The following is an 18,636-nucleotide window of genomic DNA, read 5'->3' as shown; positions in this document are numbered from 1 at the left end:
CTTTCGACGTGGCAGCGTTAACTAGCCAGCTTTGCGTACGCGCAGATACCACTCTGACAACAGGCGTACTTGCTTGGGTGTGTAGCCCTTCTCGACCATGCGGGTAACAAAGTTTTCGTGCTTTTTCTGGTCCTCATCGGAGGCTTTGGCATTAAAGGAAATGACTGGCAGCAGCTCTTCAGTGCTGGAGAACATTTTCTTCTCTATCACTTCGCGCAGTTTTTCATAGCTCGTCCAGTTCGGGTTGCGGCCCTCATTTTGAGCGCGAGCACGCAGCACGAAGTTAACGATTTCATTGCGGAAATCTTTGGGGTTGGCGATCCCGGCGGGTTTTTCAATTTTCTCCAGTTCGCCGTTCAAGGTGGCACGGTCGAAGATCGCGCCCGTTTCAGGGTCTCTATAATCCTCATCCTGAATCCAGTAATCCGCAAAGGTCACGTAGCGATCAAAAATGTTCTGACCGTACTCTGAGTATGACTCCAGGTAGGCCGTTTGAATTTCTTTACCCACATATTCGGCGTAGCGAACCGCCAGCCAGCCCTTAATAAACTCTAGATATGTACGCTGCACGTCCTCAGGCAGCTGCTCGCGCATAATGCGCTGCTCAAGCACATACATGAGGTGTACGGGGTTAGCCGCTATCTCGGCGTTGTCGTAGTTAAATACCGCCGATAACACCTTGAAAGCAAAGCGCGTTGACATACCCGTCATGCCCTCATCGATACCGGCATAATCGCGGTATTCCTGAAAGGACTTCGCCGCCGGATCGGTGTCTTTCAGTGACTCACCATCATAAACACGCATTTTGGAATAAATGCTGGAGTTCTCCGGCTCGCCAAGACGCGTCAATACTGAGAACTGCGCGAGCATTTCCAGCGTTCCCGGCGCACATGGCGCATCGGCCAAGGAGCTGTGACGCAGCAGCTTCTGGTAAATTTTTACCTCTTCTGACACCTGCAAACAGTAGGGCACTTTGACGATGTATACCCGGTCGAGAAATGCCTCGTTGTGCTTGTTGTTGCGAAAACTCTGCCACTCTGATTCGTTGGAGTGGGCAAGTATTACGCCCTGGAAGGGAATCGCGGAGAAGCCCTCGGTGCCCTTGTAGTTCCCCTCTTGCGTTGCCGTCAGCAGGGGGTGCAGCATTTTAATGGGCGCCTTGAACATCTCAACAAACTCGAGCATGCCCTGATTCGCCAGGCACAGGCCACCGGAGTAGGAATAGGCATCGGGATCGTCTTGCGCGTAGTTCTCGAGCTTGCGAATGTCCACCTTGCCGACCAGGGTGGATATGTCCTGATTGTTTTCGTCGCCTGGCTCAGTTTTGGTAATCGCCACTTGTTTGAGTACTGAAGGCTGAATGCGCACCACGCGGAACTGGCTAAGATCCCCTTCATACTCGTCCAAGCGCTTAATCGCCCACGGTGACGCCAGGCCACTGAGATAGCGTTCGGGAATACCGTACTCTTCTTCGAGCTGTTTACCGTCGCGCTGGGGGTCAAACAACGACAACGGCGACTCGTTAATGGGAGAGCCTTTCAGGGCATAGATCGGATAGGCTTCCATTAATTTTTTCAGCCGCTCGGCGATCGACGATTTACCACCGCCTACCGGGCCAAGCAGATACAGTACCTGCTTGCGCTCTTCCAGGCCCTGCGCGGCATGTTTGAAAAATGCGACGATCTGCGCGATCACATCTTCCATGCCATAAAACTCTTCAAAGGCTGGATAGCGGGCGATCAACCGATTGGAAAAAATTCGTGAAAGTCGGGGGTCACTGCGGGTATCTACAAGTTCCGGCTCGCCAATGGCAGCCAGCATACGCTCAGCCGGGGTGGCGTAAGCAAGCGGGTCGCTGCGGCAAAGCTCGAGGTAGTCAGTCAATGACATCTCCTCGTCCTTCGCCTTCAGGTATTGCTCACGGACGTTATCAAGGATACCCATCGGTGCAATCTCCTTTCTGCGTTAACGCCACGTCGCTGACATTCCACTCGCGATGTAGCGCGACGACAGTTTCATGTGTATGCGTCTTCACTCTACTCTGCTACGCAACGATCATCTACTTCGATCCACAAAAAAAGACTACGCGATTACCGAAGTGTGGCTAGTGCATATGCCAATAGAGTGCTGAGGAAAACATTCGGCCTACAACTAGTGTAGACCGTAAAAACGGGGGGAAAGTGCCGCAGTAAAATTTACTGCGGGCGGAGGATGCTAGTGCTCTATTTGGCCGAGATTGGCATGGATTACCGCGCCACTAATCACTGGAGAGCGCGCACAAAAATACAAGGTATCGGCGATTTCTTGCGGTTCTATCAGACGCCCAGCCGACACATTCGCGGTGATTGCGGCGATCACCTCTGGGTCGTTGTTGATGTGCCCGCGCAGCATGGCGGTATCGGTAAAGCCGGGGCAAACACAGGCACTGTGGATACCGGTGCCAGCCAAGTCCTGCACCGTTGCTCGCATCAGTCCCACTAGACCATGTTTACTGGCTACGTAGGAAGCACAGCCACGCACGGCTTTTTCAGCGAGGGTTGACCCCACATACAAAATCGAGGACCCCGGTTTCATGTAGGGAATCAGCACGGCATTAAGCTGCTGCGGGGCGACCAAATTGATCTGCAGTACGGCGGCAAAATCCTCGGCTGCAAGCGTGGCAACGGTATCACTATCCTGCCGCGCCGCATTGTGGATCAGCACGATTTCATCGGCACTTTCTGCAGCAATACTCAGCGCCTCCGCGGCCATACCCTCTAGCCAATCGATGCGCCCCATGTCCACCGACAACTGGAGAACACCCTCAATGTCCAGCGACCGCCGTGACAGGTTGATTACCCGGTAACCCTCCGCCAAAAAGCGCTCCACTGTCGCGCGACCTATGCCCTGGCTTCCACCACTGATTACTACTAATTTATTCACAATACTTTTCCATTAACAGTCGTCGAATCAATCGCGAGTCCAGCTTGCGGAGCCCCACTGACCGGGGCCTGAGGAAACCTTCATCACCAACTCACTGATTTCGTTGCCATCAATGAACGGTGCATCGTCGAGCAGGCGCTCCAGTACGTAGCGAGCAAACTCTTCAACCGTGGTGTTGCGCAGCGGCAGTAGCAAGGTGTCGGCCTTTAAAAACAACAATTCCTCGCCGTTAAACTCGGCGCGGTAGTACTTACCCTGTTCCTCGACCCGCATATACGGGGACTGCGCGGGCAGCAGTGTGTACTCGTCCAACTCTGCGCACAGCTTGCGCAGACGTTTTTTAATCTCCACGTAGCTAAAGCACATACCGTCCTCGCCCACCTCCGCGGTCAGGTCGAGACTAACCCGAAAATTATGACCGTGTAGCCGCTCGCGGTCCGTCGCCGAAAAAATAGTAAAATGGGCGCCGGAAAATTTCAGATCTTCCTTGCATATTTCAATACAGGTATGTCGCTTGATGGGCATCAGCCCCTCCTTATTCTTCGGTGTCGCTCTGGCGTTGTTGCCATTCGGCCACTGCCAGCAAAATTTCTTCCATCAACTGCTGCTCGCCCCGGCCCAGCGCCGCCACCCGCACATCGGCCTCGCGCTCGTATAAAGGCTGGCGCTCGGCGTACAGGGCCGATAAATCCGTTCCGGGTGCACAGGCAACGCCGCGCTCGGCAAAATTACCCAGCCGCTTGGCCAGCTCGCTCTCCGTCACGTCAATAAACACTACGGGCCCCAGGCGGTGCAGTTTGTCCATCACTGGCTGGCTGTATACGGCACTTCCGCCGGTTGCGAGCACCACCCCGGAAAAATCCTCCGCTAATAATGCACGCTCCTCGGCTTCACGCAGTCCTAGATACCCTCTTTGCGCTAGCAGCTGCGCCAGTGTCTTGCCTTCGCGCTCCTCAATAAGCCGATCACCATCAACAAACCTCAATCCCGTACGCCGGGCTAGATGCCGCCCGAGCGTGGACTTACCACAGGCAGGCATACCAATAAGACTAAGGGAATTGATCACTGAACTCGCTACCGCTACTAATCTGCTATCTAGAGTGCCACAGAGCGCGAAGTACACGCAAAACAAAGCGCTGTTACCCCACCGTGACTTTAATCAAGCCCCTGAATCCTGTAGCATTTCGGCTCTACACAGCACAGGCTCAAGCATGCAAACCCTGCAAATTACCCGCCCCGATGATTGGCATATCCACCTGCGCGATGGCGATGCCCTGACACAGACAGTAAGTGACGCGAGCCGCTATTTTGGCCGCGCCATTGTGATGCCGAATCTTACCCCGCCGGTTCGCAAGCTCGATGAAGCACGCGCCTATCACGAGCGCATTCTCGCAGCGATACCGGCCGAGCGAGCGAGCTTCACCCCGCTAATGGTGCTCTACCTTACAGACCGCACCCAGCCGGCCGATATTGCCGAAGCCAAGGCATCTGGTCTGGTTTATGCGGCGAAGCTATATCCCGCGGGCGCCACAACCAACTCCGACGCTGGCGTCACCGACGTCGATGGCCTGTGGCCGGTGCTGGATGAAATGGCGAAGCAGGGTATGCCACTGCTGGTCCATGGCGAAGTCACCGATGCCGATATCGACATCTTCGACCGCGAAGCAGAATTTATAGAGCGCCACCTCAAACGTATTGTCGCCGCCTTTCCCTCGCTGAAAGTCGTTCTGGAGCACATTACCACTGCAGATGCCGCCGAATTCGTCGCCAATGCCGGCGAGAACGTCGCCGCAACAATCACTGCCCACCACTTGCTTTACAATCGCAACGACATGCTTGCCGGCGGCATTCGCCCGCACTATTACTGCTTGCCCATTTTGAAGCGCAACCGCCACCAACAGGCGCTTATTGCGGCGGCAACCTCGGGCAGCCCGAAATTTTTCCTTGGCACCGACTCCGCCCCCCACGGCCGCCATCGCAAAGAGGCCGATTGCGGCTGTGCCGGTTGCTATACCGCCTACGCGGCCATAGAGATGTACGCGGAAGCGTTCGAGGCAGCCGGTGCACTGGACAAACTAGAGGCCTTCGCAAGCTTCCACGGCCCGGACTTCTATGGTCTACCCCGCAACCAGGATCAAATCACCTTACAAAAAGCCGACTGGCAAGCCCCTGAGGCGCTGCCATTGGGGGAAGACACGGTACGTCCGCTCCGCGCCGGAGAAACCCTGCGCTGGCAGGTAGCTTAAGCAATGAATGGCGATAAAAGCTTGATTGCACAGCGATTTCGGGGATTCCTGCCAGTGGTCATTGACGTTGAAACCGGCGGTTTCAATTGTCACACCGACGGTATTTTGGAAATTGCTGCCACCCTATTGAGAATGGATGACGCCGGCAACCTCGAACCCGATGAGACACTCAGCTACAACATCGAACCCTTCGAGGGCGCGAATTTAGAAGCCGCAGCCCTTGAATTTACCGGTATCGACCCCCATCACCCTGACCGACAAGCCGAGAAAGAAGTCACCGTGATGGGCGAGCTGCTGAAGAAAATCCGTCAGCAAGTCAAAGCCCACGACTGCACACGCGCAGTACTGGTAGGACACAATGCCCACTTTGACCTGGGGTTTGTAATGGCCGCGATTAACCGCTGCGGCATAAAACGCAACCCCTTCCACCCGTTTTCGGTGATGGATACGGCTAGCTTGTCAGGCCTGGCATACGGACACACAGTACTGGCCCGGGCCTGCCAACTGGCCGATATTGAGTTTGACAACAATGAAGCGCACAGCGCCGCGTACGATGCGGAAAAGACCGCAGAATTGTTTTGCCAGATCGTTAACCGCTGGCAAGACCTTGGCGGCTGGCGCTGGACATAAATTAAGTTATTGGAACTCCGGCACAGATCGGCGTCCAACACCGTAGAGATAACGCGGGCGAAAATACGCCCTCGACACCGTAAACACCCACTAAACGTCAGGAGAGACCCACATGGCTTTTGAATTACCTGCACTGCCTTACGACAAAAACGCACTTGAGCCCCACATTTCAGCGGAGACCCTGGACTTTCACCACGGCAAACACCACAACGCCTACGTGACCAAGCTGAACGAACTGACGGCCGGTACCGACAACGAAGGCAAGTCACTGGAAGAAATCATCAAATCGGCAAGTGGCGGCCTGTTCAACCAAGCAGCCCAGGTTTGGAACCACACTTTCTACTGGAACAGCCTGAGCCCCAACGGCGGCGGCGCACCAACTGGCGAGCTGGCAGCAGCCATCGACGCTAAGTTTGGCTCCTTCGACGAGTTCAAAGCCGCTTTCAACGCCAGCGCGGTCGGCAACTTCGGCTCTGGCTGGACCTGGCTGGTAAAAAACAGCGATGGCAGCCTCGAAATCGTTAACACCGACGACGCTGACACACCTATCGCTCGCGACGGTCAAACGCCATTGTTCACCGCCGATGTTTGGGAGCACGCCTACTACATCGACTACCGCAATGCGCGTCCCAAGTACCTTGAAGGCTTCTGGAACTTGGTGAACTGGGAATTTGCTGCCGCTAACTTCGCAGCCTAATCCCCGCGACACAGCGTGTTGCGAAACCCCACTTCGGTGGGGTTTTTTGTATCTGCCTCCCGCGCCCCCTCACCTCACGACTACGTCGCCACAACCGCGTTTAGCGCGGGGGTTCTGTATACGCGCTTACACCCTCGTCACCAGGACAGTCACCCACAAAAAAGCCCGATCACCTTGCGGTCATCGGGCTTTTTTAGGAGCTTGCGGCTCGCGCCGCAGAGTCGCCGTATTACAGCTTGTCAGAGTTCTCTGACAGGTAAGCCGCTACACCAGTCGGTGATGCGTCCATACCTTTGTCGCCTTTATTCCAGCCAGCAGGGCAAACTTCACCGTGCTCTTCGTGGAATTGCAGTGCCTCAACCAAACGCACCAGCTCATCGACGTTACGGCCGAGAGGAAGGTCGTTAACCAGCTGAGAGCGAACCATGCCTTCTTTGTCGATCAGGAACGCGCCGCGGAATGCCACGCCACCTTCAGCTTCGACGTCATATGCACGGCAAATGTCGTGACGCACGTCAGCAGCCATGGTGTAGGTTACAGGACCGATGCCGCCATCTTTGATGGCAGTGTTGCGCCAAGCGTTGTGAGTGAATTGAGAGTCGATCGATACACTGATCACCTCAACACCCAGCTCGCGGAATTTGTCCATGCGGTGATCCAGAGCGATCAGCTCTGAAGGGCAGACAAAGGTGAAATCCAGCGGGTAGAAGAACAGAACCGCATATTTGCCTTTAGCCGCTTCGCTAAGCGTGAACTCATCAACGATCTCGCCGTTGCCAAGTACTGCCGCACATGTGAAGTCAGGAGCTGGTTTACCTACGAGTACACCCATGATGTTTACCTCCGGTTGTTTTCATTAGACAGTGCAATCACGCACTCTTAAAAAGGAGTAGACCGGCAATCATACACGCCGTCACAAACCAATCCCATTGAAAATTCTAATCGCCCCCATAGCCTGCAACTATGACAATACCGACAAAAAATACCGAATGCTCAAAAAGACAATTGACAAGCATTCTCATTTTCATTAACTTTAGAATCCTGAACACAACGACACCACACAGGTTCCAGCAACATGTACGTTTGTCTCTGCAAAGGCATTACCGATACACAAATTCGAGAAGCGATGGACAATGGCACCAGCAGCTTCCGTGAATTGCGCCGTGAACTTGACCTCGCCAGCCAGTGCGGAAAATGTGGTTCCCTGGCTCGCAGCGTCTTTGACGCCCATCTCAGCAACTATGACGAATCCCTCTGTTACGCCGTTGCCTAAGGCGAAAAGTAATTGAGAACGATTGGCTTTACCCTTCTAACATACCATTTAAAATCAACAACTTAGCTTGACTCACCCCCATAGCGCGTCCACACTATTGGCTATTCATACGCCACGTTAATTAAGGACATAGCAATGAAAGGTGACGCTCAGGTTATCGCCCATCTTAATAAGGCACTTGGCAACGAACTGGTCGCCATCAACCAGTACTTTCTGCATGCGCGCATGTACGAAGACTGGGGCCTGAAAGAGCTCGGCGAGCACGAATACCATGAATCTATCGACGAAATGAAACACGCTGACAAGCTAATCAAGCGTATTTTATTTTTGGAAGGCATTCCCAACCTGCAAGACCTCGGCAAGCTGATGATCGGCGAAAATACCAAGGAAATGCTCGAGTGCGACCTCAGCCTGGAGCTGAAAGCCGTACCGGACCTGAAAGAAGGTATTAAATACTGCGAATCAGTGGGTGACTTCGGCAGCCGGGAGCTGCTTGAGGAAATTTTGGAGTCTGAGGAAGAGCATATCGACTGGCTGGAAACGCAACTGGGCCTTATCGAAAAAGTGGGCATCCAAAACTACCAGCAGTCCGTTATGGGCGGTCTTGGCGACTCATAAGCCGCCAACTCACACCGCACAGAAAGAAGGGCCCGCTCCTTATTGGAGTGGGTTTTTTTTGCGCGTTAACTCTTCGGCTTCACCGGCGACACATGCATGCCGATCTCAGCGGTGAATACGACCGTACCATCTTCTTCTTTTACCTCGACCTGCACAGGTACTTCGCCTTTTTCACCCACTTTTATTTCTCGCATACTCGCATAGCCGCGCAACACGCCTTTTGCAGGCTTTAAATAACGCACCGTCATTCCGGCGGGGATCCAACGCATGCCCTTAGGCATGGAGACCTCTGCGGTGATGCCACCAACGACCTCTGCCAGGTTACAAAGCGCGATCGCATGAACCGTACCAATGTGATTGTGAATAGAGCGACGCTCACGAATACGCACAACGCCAAACCCAACGCCCAGCTCTTCAAAACGCGGAGAGATCGTAGAGAAGTAAGGCGCTTTTAGGCAAATCGCTTTAGAAAAAGCCAGCTTGCCACCGGGATACGCTGACAACTTACGCCACATTTTCAATACAGAATTCATAATACTGCCTCCAAAACAAGGCCATCAGACTAGCACCGCGGCTATTGCAAACCATTGACTTAGGCGCCTATCCGCTTTGTATTTAAAGCCAAGGTTTTTCTGACACGAACCTACAAACTCCCGCGATGAAGCCAACGCAATATCGAAGATGAATCCGCCCTCTCCCAAATTCAACGCACAAATAAAAATGCCGCGACAAGGCTCTCCTTGTCGCGGCAAACTTATCCACACTCTTTGAGCGATCAGAAGTTTACGCGGATACCCGCATAAGCAGTGCGTGGCAAGTTGACTCTAGCTCCAGCTGGGCTGCGCGCGACGATGGCTTGCTCGTCGAGCAGGTTGTCGATCCGAGTGTAAACCTCAACACCCTGCGCGATGGGCATACTGGCAGCCAAATCAACCGTTACATAGTCCTCAGTGCTGCGATATCGCTGATCGACATTTCGATTACATTGGTTATCGACACACATCTCATCAACATAGCTTGCCGACAGGTAAGCTTTCTTGCCATCCTCTGCCTCGACACCCACGCTGATGTTCAATACATTTTCAGGTAGGTAGGGAAGGTTATCCCCCTTCAGAACACTGCCTGTATCAGAATCCTGAGTAACTTCTGCATCAGTGTAGGTATATGCCATCGTCAGAGGAACTTGAATGCCTCGCACTTCCGCAAGCACGCTGCGCAAACTAACCTCTAAGCCCTGAATTTCTGACTCACCAAAGCTCTCGGTTCCTGAATTAGCGCCGTTGCTGCATGGGTTAGCAACCGAACAATTATTAACGGTATTTTCATAGTCGCTGAAAAATGCAATCACATCCGCAGAAAAACGGTCTGAGCGGTAGCGGGCACCAAACTCGTAGTTCACACTTTCCTCTGCGCCAGTGCCTCGGCTTGCGCCACCTCCCGGAGGGGCAAAGCCTTCGTGAACACCCGCCAAAATCTGCCAATCGCCAGCCAAGTTATAGGTCACACCCACGCCCGCCATGATCTCATCGACAGAATTGTCACGGCGGCTGGCAACGGTTGCGCGCTGGATATCGCCGTAACGCGTTTGTTTAGTATCAATATCCTCACGTCTAATTGACGCCGTCACATCAAAATCACCCATTGTAATGCGATCAACGAACCACAGAGACAGCGTTTCCGCCTCACCTACCCGGTTGTTGCTAGAGCTTGGCTGGATAATAGAGTCAAACTGCAAGCTACCATTGACTTGATTAAAGACCGTCGTCGGTTGGAAACGGTCAACCTCGTCCTCGTGACGACGAATGCCCATCACCCAGTCATGACTAACACCCATTGCCTCAGATTGACCGGTCAGCTCGATCTGAATACCGCGCCCAAAGTACTCTCGTGCATTATCTTTTACGCGCACGTCGGCCGCGTCCAGGCTACCTTCCAAAATACCAATGGCTGCAGCATCACCAGCATTCGCCTTGCTTATCAGCGAGGATATGCTGTCCCCCCCAACGCTATCTAACTTGAACCAGCTTCGCTCGAAATTATTGCGGTATACAATGCTGTTCAGTGCTACAGAGTCACTCAACGCAATGTTGTAGTTGATAGATATACCCGATTGGCGGGTATTCATTTGATCCTGTTCGGTAAGCCCGTAGCGACGGAAAGGGTCTCGCTTAAACTGTTGGTCAGTCACCCCTAAATATGTCGCGTTCGACTGCTCTTCCGTATAGTTCAGCTTTAGATCAAGCTGCTGCGGGTGCTCGGCCCCTTCAGCACTGCGCCAACGCAGTTTGGCGACATAATCTTCTTTATCGTAGCCCGTGTCACGATTGGAACGATCGATGTCTTTGAAACCGAGTGTTTCTTCTTGATAGCTTTCGAGAAGGAAGCCCCACTGGCCCTGCGTCGCCCCGTAATGGACATGGGACTTCTGCGCACTGTTTTCACCAATTTCAACGTTAACAAAGCCTTCAGCTTCTTCAGGAATCGGTGTTGAAATTAGATTGATCGCCCCACCCACAGTGAAAGGACCATACCTGAGCAGTTCTGGGCCCTTGAGAACCTCGATAGCCGACATTCTGCCGCTGGTAGGAAAGTAATAGGCTTCGGGAGCCGCATAGGGAGCGGGAGCGATCAAAACGCCGTCTTCCATGAGAGTGACTTTTCCACTGCGACCACTACCTGAGCCGCGAATACCGATGTTGGCGCGCAGACCGTAACCATCTTCTTCCTGGAAATAGACACCTGGAACCTGTTTCACCATGCGGTGTATATCGGAGTACTCAAACTTTTCTAGCTCTAGCTCATCCACCACATATGCCGAGCCCGCTACTTTTTCGACGCGCTCACCGATAATAGACACATGCTCTATTTTGAGGTTTTCGCGTGCCACACTTTGATCATTACTGTTGACCTTAGTGTCAATAACCTCACCAACTGCCATCATCGGTACGGTCGTTATTGCTATTGCTAGCGCCGTTTTTTTCATTTCGGTGTATCTCCAATCTCGATAGGCAATGCTGCCCGCCCCTCTCTGTGGGCCTAGCAGACTCTAATTCGCGATGGATAATAGCAAGCAATAACTCAAATAAAAAGCATTCTCATTACCAGTATCAAAAACTTATTCCCCGAGTCTGGCGGGCCTGCAAATACCCATAAAAAAACCCGGCGCTGAGGCCGGGTTTTCAAGAGGCGTGCTTGCAAGCCAAAAGGAAAAGGTATTAACCTTCGGCGGCCTCGCCAGCTGAGGTTTCTGTCAGCAACGTTTTCAGCTCACCGCTCTCATACATTTCACAAATGATGTCGCAGCCGCCAATCAGCTCGCCCTTAACCCACAGCTGAGGGAAGGTCGGCCAGTTAGCGTACTCAGGCAGTTTTGCGCGAATATCGGGGTTAGACAAAATATCCACAAAGGCGAATCGCTCGCCACAACCCATCAGTGCCTGAGAGGCGCGTGCAGAGAAGCCACACTGAGGCTGATTGGGGGAACCCTTCATATAGATAATGATGGGGTTGTTTTCGATTTGCTGTTTAATTGCGTCGATCGTATCCATTGAGTACCTGCCGTATCGGCGTCCGGCAAACCGATGAGTAAAAGCCCGGACCATTTCAGAGCGCTATTCTAACAATTCCCGGCGCGAAAAGTCATGCCTGCCCCCAGCCACCCCCGCCGGGCGTGGCAATGCGCAAGCGGTCACCGGGCTTTGCCAGCGCACTTACTTTTGCTGGTAAGCGCTCGCCATTCAGGCTGTTTTCCCCGCAGCGACCCGCGTCCCCCCCTTGCAAGCCCCAGGGCGCGACATAGCGGCGCTCGGTAAGCAAGGTAAAGCGCGCGGTCGCCAGGAATTCAAACTCGCGCACCAGGCCGTCGCCTCCGCAATGCCGCCCGCCGCCACCGCTGCCGCGGCGCACGCTGTATTGGCGAATGCGCAACGGGTAGTGCATTTCCAGGCTCTCCACCGGGGTGTTCAGCGTATTGGTCATATGGCACTGCACACCACTCAGTCCAGCTCCCTCGGCATGACCGCCGCTCCCCCCCGCCAGGGTTTCATAGTAGTGCCAGGGCTCGCCCTCTAACGAGCCCATCGCCACATTGTTCATGCTGCCGTGCGCCGCGGCGGGAATACGCTCCGGCAGAGCCTGCGCGAGCGCGCCCAATACCGCGTCGCACGCGCGCATAGAGGTTTCCACATTGCCCGCCGCCACAGCCGCCGGCCGCCGTGCATTCAGCAGGCAACCTTCGGGAACACGAAGACGAATGGGACGGAACAAGCCCGCGCATACCGGCGCCTCATTGGGCATCAGACATCGAAACGCGTAATACACCGCCGCCGCAGCCACCGACCGCGGACAGTTAATATTGCCCGGCACTTGTTCAGCGGTGCCGGTGAAGTCCACCGTCGCCTGACCGCCACCCAGGGACAACAACACCTCAATCGGTAAGTTTTTCTGACCAAAGCCATCATCGTCCATAAGGTCTTGAAAACGGTACTCCCCGGCCGGTAATTCGTTCAAGCGGGATGTAGCCAACTGCTCGGCATACGCCTGCAACTGGGCGACGGCCGCAGGAAACGGCAGCGGCAACGCTTCGACAACCTCGGCTAAGCGCGTCAGGCCACAGCGATTCGCACTAAGCTGGGCGACAAAGTCGCCGTGCTCACCCTCGCCAAACCATTCGTCCAGCAGGTGTCGCTGAACAACACCATTGCGCTGCAACAGCGTCGGTGGGATCACTACCCCCTCTTCATCCAGGCTTTTTGACAAGGGCATCGAGCCCGGCGTTGCGCCGCCAATATCCGCGTGGTGGGCCCGGTTCACAACAAATGCCAGCAACTCGCCGTGCAAAAAATACGGCGCAATTACCGTGACATCGGGCAGGTGAGTACCGCCAAGAAACGGGTCATTCAGCACCAACATATCGCCTTCTGACCAGTCGCAGGCGCCGACAATATCTGCCATCGCATAGGCCATACTGCCGAGGTGAACGGGAATATGCGCAGCTTGTGCACACAGCGCACCGCCGGCATCAAAAATGGCGCAGGAAAAATCGAGCCGGTCTTTGATATTGGGCGAAAAAGCCGCCCGCTGCAGTACCGCCCCCATTTCCTCGCACACCGCTTCTAAGCGGCTTACAAAGAGCCCGAGTTTCACGGGGTCGAGCTGGGCGGTTTGAGTCATACCATCATCCTGTTAGGGCTAGCAAAACACTATTATCCCCAATGGTTATGCAATAGGCCAAGTAAACACCACCCGCCAACCGCTAAGACACCACGTTAGATAACTGACAAACAAAAACGGCCCCGAAGGGCCGTTGAGTGGATTATGCGTCAGTCGATGACTACCTAGAAGTTATAGCGCGCGCTTACGCCTATGGTGCGTGGTTGATTGACGTGGTGACCCACGCGACCACGACCGCCGCGCTCCGTATCCAGCGATAGCTCGGCTTTTTCATTCGTCGCGTTATTCACGAACAACGCCGTATCCCACTGGTCATTCTGAGCTCCCAACCGCAAGTTCACGCGCTGATAACCACCCTGCTCGCGATCATATTCATACGTCGACTGTGTCAACGGACCGCCCACGGCATCCAACTGCACAACTCCTTTAGAGCCGTTAGATTGATCAGAAATTTTCGTATAGCGCGCCCCGACATTTTGATAGGTCGCATTGAAGTAGCCCTCCCACGTTTCAAATACGGGGAAATAGTAAGTCGCTGAAAGCGCCAGCTCGTACCCTGGGGCAGTCGGCAACTTGTCACCGTCATTCCCGCCTACAACTGTTTTGATGCTGCCTTCAGATTCCACATCGGAGTCCAGTTCCGCATGAACATAACTCGCAGAAAAGCCCAGTTCAAAGTTACTGCTCGGGCGCACCGACATTTCCATCTCAAGGCCCGTACTGTGGGCTTCTGGCGCGTTATACACCAAGCGAGACGAGCAGCTCCCAGCATCAACGGTAACTTGGAGGTCTTTTATTTCAGAATGGAAGGCTGAAATATTAAACGTACCCGCACCGGCTAAGAAGCGTGTTTTAGCACCAACCTCATAGTTGGTAACCGTCTCGTCATCGAAATCTGGGTTACCACCGTAAATCTGCTCATCATTGCTCGCAGCGCTGCACAAGGGCGTATTTAGGGGGTCATTATTCCCACCCAACCTAAAGCCTTTTGATACCTGAGCATTTAAAGACACATCATCACTCAGGTCATGCCTTAACATAACCCGGGGCGACCAACCATCAGAAGACACAGTCGCCTCATTTTCGACCAGAGCCGTATAAATGCCGTCAAAGGTCAGGTCGCGCGTCTCTTCGTAGTCGAAGTACCGGGCGCCAACGACCAGCATTGTCTTATCGCTCAAGTCATAAGAGATTTCACCAAACACGGCATATTGTTCAAGTTCATAGGGTATGTCTGAATAATACAGTTCATCGGTCGCCGCATATTTTTGCGCAGTATTCTGCTGCAAGGTCGCGTTATTTGGATTACTCGCCTTTAAGCCATTGACCTGCAACGACTGGGCATAATGACGTTCAATTTCGCTGTAAAAAACACCTGCAACCCACTGTAGCGGCCCATCAAAGCCGGAAAGCCTAAGCTCTTGGGTAACAACTTCGGCCTCTGTTTCGTCATACAACGGCGCATCAATAGTGTAGATAGCTTCGGCTTCACCAAAGCTCCCCCCGACCACACTGGCATTCAACGCGGTTGCATCACGAATAACCAGCACATCTCGATCAGTGTAGGAGCTGACAGAGGTCAAACTTAAATTGTCATTGATATCGTAGTTAACCGTTAGGTCGACCAACAAGAAGTCGTCCTCGAAGGATTCTTCCAACTGAGTGAATTGCTCGTAGTCGCCTAAACGTACCGGCGTCCGGCTGGTGGTATAAGGGTTCGCCAAAATATTGTAATCATCTTCGCGGTTGAAGCCATCCATATCAATAGACTGGAAAACTACCCTCGGCGTAATATTCAAAGCCTCACTCGGCTGAATACTCAGTGCAAGCCGGCCGCCACTGCGCGTTCCTTCATTCACGTCCTCATTGACACTGCCATCAGGCTGTCGAGCATCGATGTAGCCACCAAATTGCTGGGCATAACCAACAGCGCGCAACGCGACGGTGTCACTGAGCGGAATATTGACATGCCCCTTAATATTGCCACCTTCACTGCCTTCATCGATGGTTTCGCCACCCAACTGGAGCGAGCCGCTCAGTGCATCGGTATTCGCTGCGTTACTGATATAACGCACGGTACCTGAAAGAGAACCTGAGCCAAAAAGGGTTCCTTGGGGGCCTCTAAGCACCTCCACACGATTGATGTCGTAGAAATCCAAGTCGGGCGTGAATAGCGACATCGAGATCACTGACTCGTCAAAGTAGACCCCAACCTGCTCTTTAACACCAGGCTGGTCCCGCTCAATTTTACCGGCAGCAATCCCGCGGATGGCAACCTGGCTCTGACCCGGCCCCAGGTTTTGAATCGATATACCGGCCACGTTTGTTGCCATCGATTCTAAATCTGTCGCGCCACTTTTCTTTAACTTGCCTTCAGTCATCGCCGCAATAGAAAACGGCACATCTTGCAAGGTTTCCGACTGCTTCCGCGCGGTTACCAGCACCTCTTCCAGAACATTGCCGTTGTCCTGGGCCGAAACGGCCACTGGCAACGCCAACATGGCAAGGGCAAGCTTTGATCGTTTGAACATACACTTGTGTGTCATCTGTAGAAGTCTCCCCGACTACAATTATTATTGGCACCAAAAACACTGGCGCAGCATTTTGAGTCAATCTACTTATAGCAAACATCTCGGAGATTGCCGTATTGCACTTTTACGGCCTCCATGTTTTCAGGTAAAACATTAACAATAAATTCCCCCCCATCCAAGCCGCACCCGCTTCGCCCAAAACCACGGCTGACCAATCGCCCAGCGCCATTGACAAATTACCCCGAGCTATGGAATTTACAAAAGCTTCCTTATATGATTACTCCCTTAATTCTCGGGCAGCAGGCGCTGCCCTTTTGCGTTTTGGGGTTCGCTCAACGGCCCCAATAGAGGAGATACGCTGCAATGACATTGCCCGCACTGATGAATACTTACGGCCGCCTGCCTGTCAGCTTTGTGCGCGGTGAAGGTGTTCGCCTGTTCGACGAGCAGGGCAAGGGCTATATCGATGGCATCAGCGGCATTGGCGTGAATGCACTCGGCCATGCCCACCCCGGCGTTACGCAAGCCATTACCGAACAAGCGGGCAAGCTGCTGCACACCTCCAACTTGTACAATGTGCAGCGCCAACAGCAACTGGCCGAATCCCTGCGCGATGCCAGCGGCATGGACAACGTATTCTTTGCCAACTCGGGGGCAGAAGCCAACGAAGCGGCTATCAAACTGGCTCGTATGCACGGCCACCAGCGCGGTATCGACATCCCTCATGTTGTGGTGATGGAACAGGCCTTCCACGGCCGGACTCTGGCCACGCTTACCGCCTCCGGCAACCGCAAAATCCAGGCGGGCTTCGAGCCGCTGGTGCGCGGCTTTATTCGCGCGCCCTTCGGTGACATCGACGCGCTGGAAAGCATTGCCAACAACAATGACAGCGTAGCCGCCGTGTTACTGGAGCCGATCCAAGGTGAAGGCGGCCTGCACGTATTACCGGAAGGCTTCCTGAAACAACTGCGCGAACTTTGTGACCGCAACAACTGGCTGTTAATGCTCGACGAAGTACAAACAGGCAATGGCCGGACCGGCAAATATTTCGCCTACCAACACGATGGCGTGCTGCCCGATGTACTGGTTACGGCCAAAGGCCTGGGCAACGGCCTGCCTATTGGCGCCTGTCTGGCCCACGGTAAAGCGGCGTCACTGTTTCACCCTGGCAACCACGGCTCGACCTTCGGCGGTAACCCACTGGCCTGCGCGGCCGGGCAAGTGGTTGTAGATACCCTTAACACCGAGCAAATGCGCAACCAGGTTAGCGAGGTGGGCAACTACTTGCAGAATGGCCTGCGCGAGCGTTTAGCCGATGCCCAGCATGTTGTCGAAGTGCGCGGCCGCGGCCTGATGGTCGGCATTGAACTGAGCACCCCTTGCGCAGGCTTGGTAAAGCAGGCGCTTGATCAGGGCCTGTTGATTAACGTTACAGCAGAGCGGGTCGTGCGCCTGCTTCCCCCTCTTATTATTAGCCGGCAGGAAGTCGACGCGCTGCTCGACATCCTCTGTCCACTGATCCTTCAGTGGCCCGCCCAGTCCGATGCCGCGTAAGGCAGCAATCGATGCAGCAAAGGTAGCCACTTATGGCCTTGAGACACTTTTTAACCCTTAACGACCTCAGCCCCGCGGAACTCGACCACATTATTGCGCGGGCGATTGAGCTGAAAGCCGAGCACCGCGAGCGCCGCCAGGGCGTTCAATTTCCCAACTACGTGCTGGGCATGATCTTTGAAAAAGCGTCTACCCGCACGCGCATTTCTTTCGAGGCGGGCATTGCCCAATTTGGCGGCCACGCCATCTTCCTGTCACCCCGCGATACACAATTGGGACGCGGCGAGCCGACTGAAGACAGCGCGCGCGTGATCTCGTCAATGTGCGACATCGTAATGATCCGCACCTTCGAACACAGCATTATTGAAAAATTTGCCGAGTACTCGTCAGTGCCGGTCATCAATGCCCTGACCGATGACTACCACCCCTGCCAGCTCCTCGCCGACATTCAAACCTTTGTCGAGCACCGCGGCAGCATTAAAGGCAAACAAGTCACCTGGGTTGGCGATGGCAACAATATGTGCCAGTCCTATATCAATGCCGCAATCCAGTTCGACTTCAAATTGAAGATCGCCTGCCCCGAGGGCTTTGACCCACGCGCGGACCTGGTCGAGGCCGCTGGCGATCGCGTGGAAATTATCCGCGACCCCGCCGAAGCGGCAAAAGGCTCCGACCTGCTGGTTACCGATGTCTGGGCATCCATGGGCCAGGAAGAAGAAAAGGCCGAGCGCCGTCGCAAACTGGCGGGATACCAGATCAATGCCGAACTGATGTCCCATGCCAACCCTGACGCGCTGTATATGCACTGCCTTCCCGCCAAGCGCGGCGAGGAAATTAGCGCCGAGCTGATGGACAGCCCCGATACCGTGATCTGGGACGAGGCAGAAAACCGTCTGCACGCCCAGAAAGCACTGATGGAATTTTTGCTCACCCAGTAGATTGTTGCTTGCGGCGAGGCGTATCGGCCCGCCGCATAGCAAGCGAAGGAGCAGC

General features: G+C 54.1%; 17 protein-coding genes. 7 read left to right on the top strand and 10 right to left on the bottom strand.

Annotated features, from left to right (window positions below):
- Nucleotides 1-21: 21 nt before the first annotated feature.
- The 4 genes from H573_RS0111825 to H573_RS0111810 all read right to left on the bottom strand — a co-directional run bounded on the left by H573_RS0111825 (nt 22) and on the right by H573_RS0111810 (nt 3,961).
- Nucleotides 22-1,944 (bottom strand): PrkA family serine protein kinase, encoded by a 1,923-nt coding sequence (locus tag H573_RS0111825; protein WP_027874460.1) that lies wholly within the window; start codon nt 1,942-1,944, stop codon nt 22-24.
- Between the two features lie 270 nt (nt 1,945-2,214).
- Nucleotides 2,215-2,922: an SDR family NAD(P)-dependent oxidoreductase gene (locus H573_RS0111820; RefSeq protein ID WP_027874459.1), complete on the bottom strand. Its 708-nt coding sequence runs from the start codon at nt 2,920-2,922 to the stop codon at nt 2,215-2,217.
- 27 nt (nt 2,923-2,949) lie between these two features.
- Nucleotides 2,950-3,447: a 6-pyruvoyl trahydropterin synthase family protein gene (locus H573_RS0111815; protein WP_036256633.1), complete on the bottom strand. Its 498-nt coding sequence runs from the start codon at nt 3,445-3,447 to the stop codon at nt 2,950-2,952.
- 10 nt (nt 3,448-3,457) lie between these two features.
- Complete coding sequence (locus H573_RS0111810) at nt 3,458-3,961, bottom strand: shikimate kinase (protein ID WP_084498043.1); 504 nt, start codon at nt 3,959-3,961, stop codon at nt 3,458-3,460.
- Nucleotides 3,962-4,133: 172 nt separating this feature from the next.
- Between H573_RS0111810 and pyrC the strand changes: the two genes are divergently transcribed.
- The 3 genes from pyrC (at nt 4,134) to H573_RS0111795 (ending at nt 6,495) form a co-directional block, all read left to right on the top strand.
- Nucleotides 4,134-5,168 carry a dihydroorotase gene (gene pyrC, locus H573_RS0111805; protein WP_027874456.1) on the top strand — a complete coding sequence of 345 codons (1,035 nt, stop codon included), beginning with the start codon at nt 4,134-4,136 and terminating at the stop codon, nt 5,166-5,168.
- A 3-nt stretch (nt 5,169-5,171) separates the two neighbouring features.
- Nucleotides 5,172-5,798, top strand: coding sequence for a ribonuclease T (gene rnt, locus H573_RS0111800; RefSeq protein WP_027874455.1), 627 nt, complete (start codon nt 5,172-5,174; stop codon nt 5,796-5,798).
- Nucleotides 5,799-5,910: 112 nt separating this feature from the next.
- Nucleotides 5,911-6,495 carry a superoxide dismutase gene (locus tag H573_RS0111795; RefSeq protein WP_027874454.1) on the top strand — a complete coding sequence of 195 codons (585 nt, stop codon included), beginning with the start codon at nt 5,911-5,913 and terminating at the stop codon, nt 6,493-6,495.
- Nucleotides 6,496-6,724: 229 nt separating this feature from the next.
- Here the strand turns inward: H573_RS0111795 and H573_RS0111790 are convergent, their stop codons facing one another.
- Nucleotides 6,725-7,327: a peroxiredoxin gene (locus H573_RS0111790; protein ID WP_027874453.1), complete on the bottom strand. Its 603-nt coding sequence runs from the start codon at nt 7,325-7,327 to the stop codon at nt 6,725-6,727.
- 243 nt (nt 7,328-7,570) lie between these two features.
- Here H573_RS0111790 and H573_RS0111785 point away from each other — a divergent pair, with 243 nt between their 5' ends.
- Together H573_RS0111785 and bfr are read left to right on the top strand one after the other, a co-directional pair.
- Nucleotides 7,571-7,768 carry a bacterioferritin-associated ferredoxin gene (locus H573_RS0111785; RefSeq protein WP_027874452.1) on the top strand — a complete coding sequence of 66 codons (198 nt, stop codon included), beginning with the start codon at nt 7,571-7,573 and terminating at the stop codon, nt 7,766-7,768.
- 135 nt (nt 7,769-7,903) lie between these two features.
- Complete coding sequence (gene bfr, locus H573_RS0111780) at nt 7,904-8,386, top strand: bacterioferritin (protein ID WP_027874451.1); 483 nt, start codon at nt 7,904-7,906, stop codon at nt 8,384-8,386.
- Nucleotides 8,387-8,451: 65 nt separating this feature from the next.
- Here bfr and H573_RS0111775 read toward each other — a convergent pair whose 3' ends face one another.
- The 5 genes from H573_RS0111775 to H573_RS0111755 all read right to left on the bottom strand — a co-directional run bounded on the left by H573_RS0111775 (nt 8,452) and on the right by H573_RS0111755 (nt 16,104).
- Nucleotides 8,452-8,919, bottom strand: a complete 468-nt coding sequence (locus H573_RS0111775) for a hotdog fold domain-containing protein (RefSeq protein WP_027874450.1) — start codon at nt 8,917-8,919, stop codon at nt 8,452-8,454.
- Nucleotides 8,920-9,161: 242 nt separating this feature from the next.
- On the bottom strand, nt 9,162-11,369 hold the full coding sequence (locus H573_RS0111770) for a TonB-dependent receptor family protein (RefSeq protein WP_027874449.1): 2,208 nt from the start codon (nt 11,367-11,369) through the stop codon (nt 9,162-9,164).
- A gap of 232 nt (nt 11,370-11,601) precedes the next feature.
- Nucleotides 11,602-11,934 carry a Grx4 family monothiol glutaredoxin gene (grxD, locus tag H573_RS0111765; protein ID WP_027874448.1) on the bottom strand — a complete coding sequence of 111 codons (333 nt, stop codon included), beginning with the start codon at nt 11,932-11,934 and terminating at the stop codon, nt 11,602-11,604.
- A 91-nt stretch (nt 11,935-12,025) separates the two neighbouring features.
- A complete protein-coding gene (locus H573_RS0111760) occupies nt 12,026-13,558 on the bottom strand; it encodes a hydantoinase B/oxoprolinase family protein (protein WP_036256632.1) in 1,533 nt (510 codons plus the stop codon).
- A 164-nt stretch (nt 13,559-13,722) separates the two neighbouring features.
- Complete coding sequence (locus H573_RS0111755) at nt 13,723-16,104, bottom strand: TonB-dependent receptor (protein WP_027874446.1); 2,382 nt, start codon at nt 16,102-16,104, stop codon at nt 13,723-13,725.
- A 348-nt stretch (nt 16,105-16,452) separates the two neighbouring features.
- Between H573_RS0111755 and H573_RS0111750 the strand changes: the two genes are divergently transcribed.
- Both H573_RS0111750 and argF read left to right on the top strand, forming a co-directional pair.
- Entirely contained in the window at nt 16,453-17,643 is a 1,191-nt protein-coding gene (locus H573_RS0111750; RefSeq protein ID WP_027874445.1) for an acetylornithine transaminase, read from the top strand.
- A gap of 32 nt (nt 17,644-17,675) precedes the next feature.
- On the top strand, nt 17,676-18,581 hold the full coding sequence (gene argF, locus H573_RS0111745) for an ornithine carbamoyltransferase (protein ID WP_027874444.1): 906 nt from the start codon (nt 17,676-17,678) through the stop codon (nt 18,579-18,581).
- Nucleotides 18,582-18,636 lie beyond the last annotated feature (55 nt).

It is taken from the genome of Neomelitea salexigens DSM 19753, from assembly GCF_000422345.1.
GTDB classification, from domain to species: domain Bacteria; phylum Pseudomonadota; class Gammaproteobacteria; order Pseudomonadales; family Spongiibacteraceae; genus Spongiibacter; species Spongiibacter marinus_A.
The sequence above is the reverse complement of the archived record's forward strand: the minus strand, read 5'-3'. Positions and strand labels throughout refer to the sequence as shown.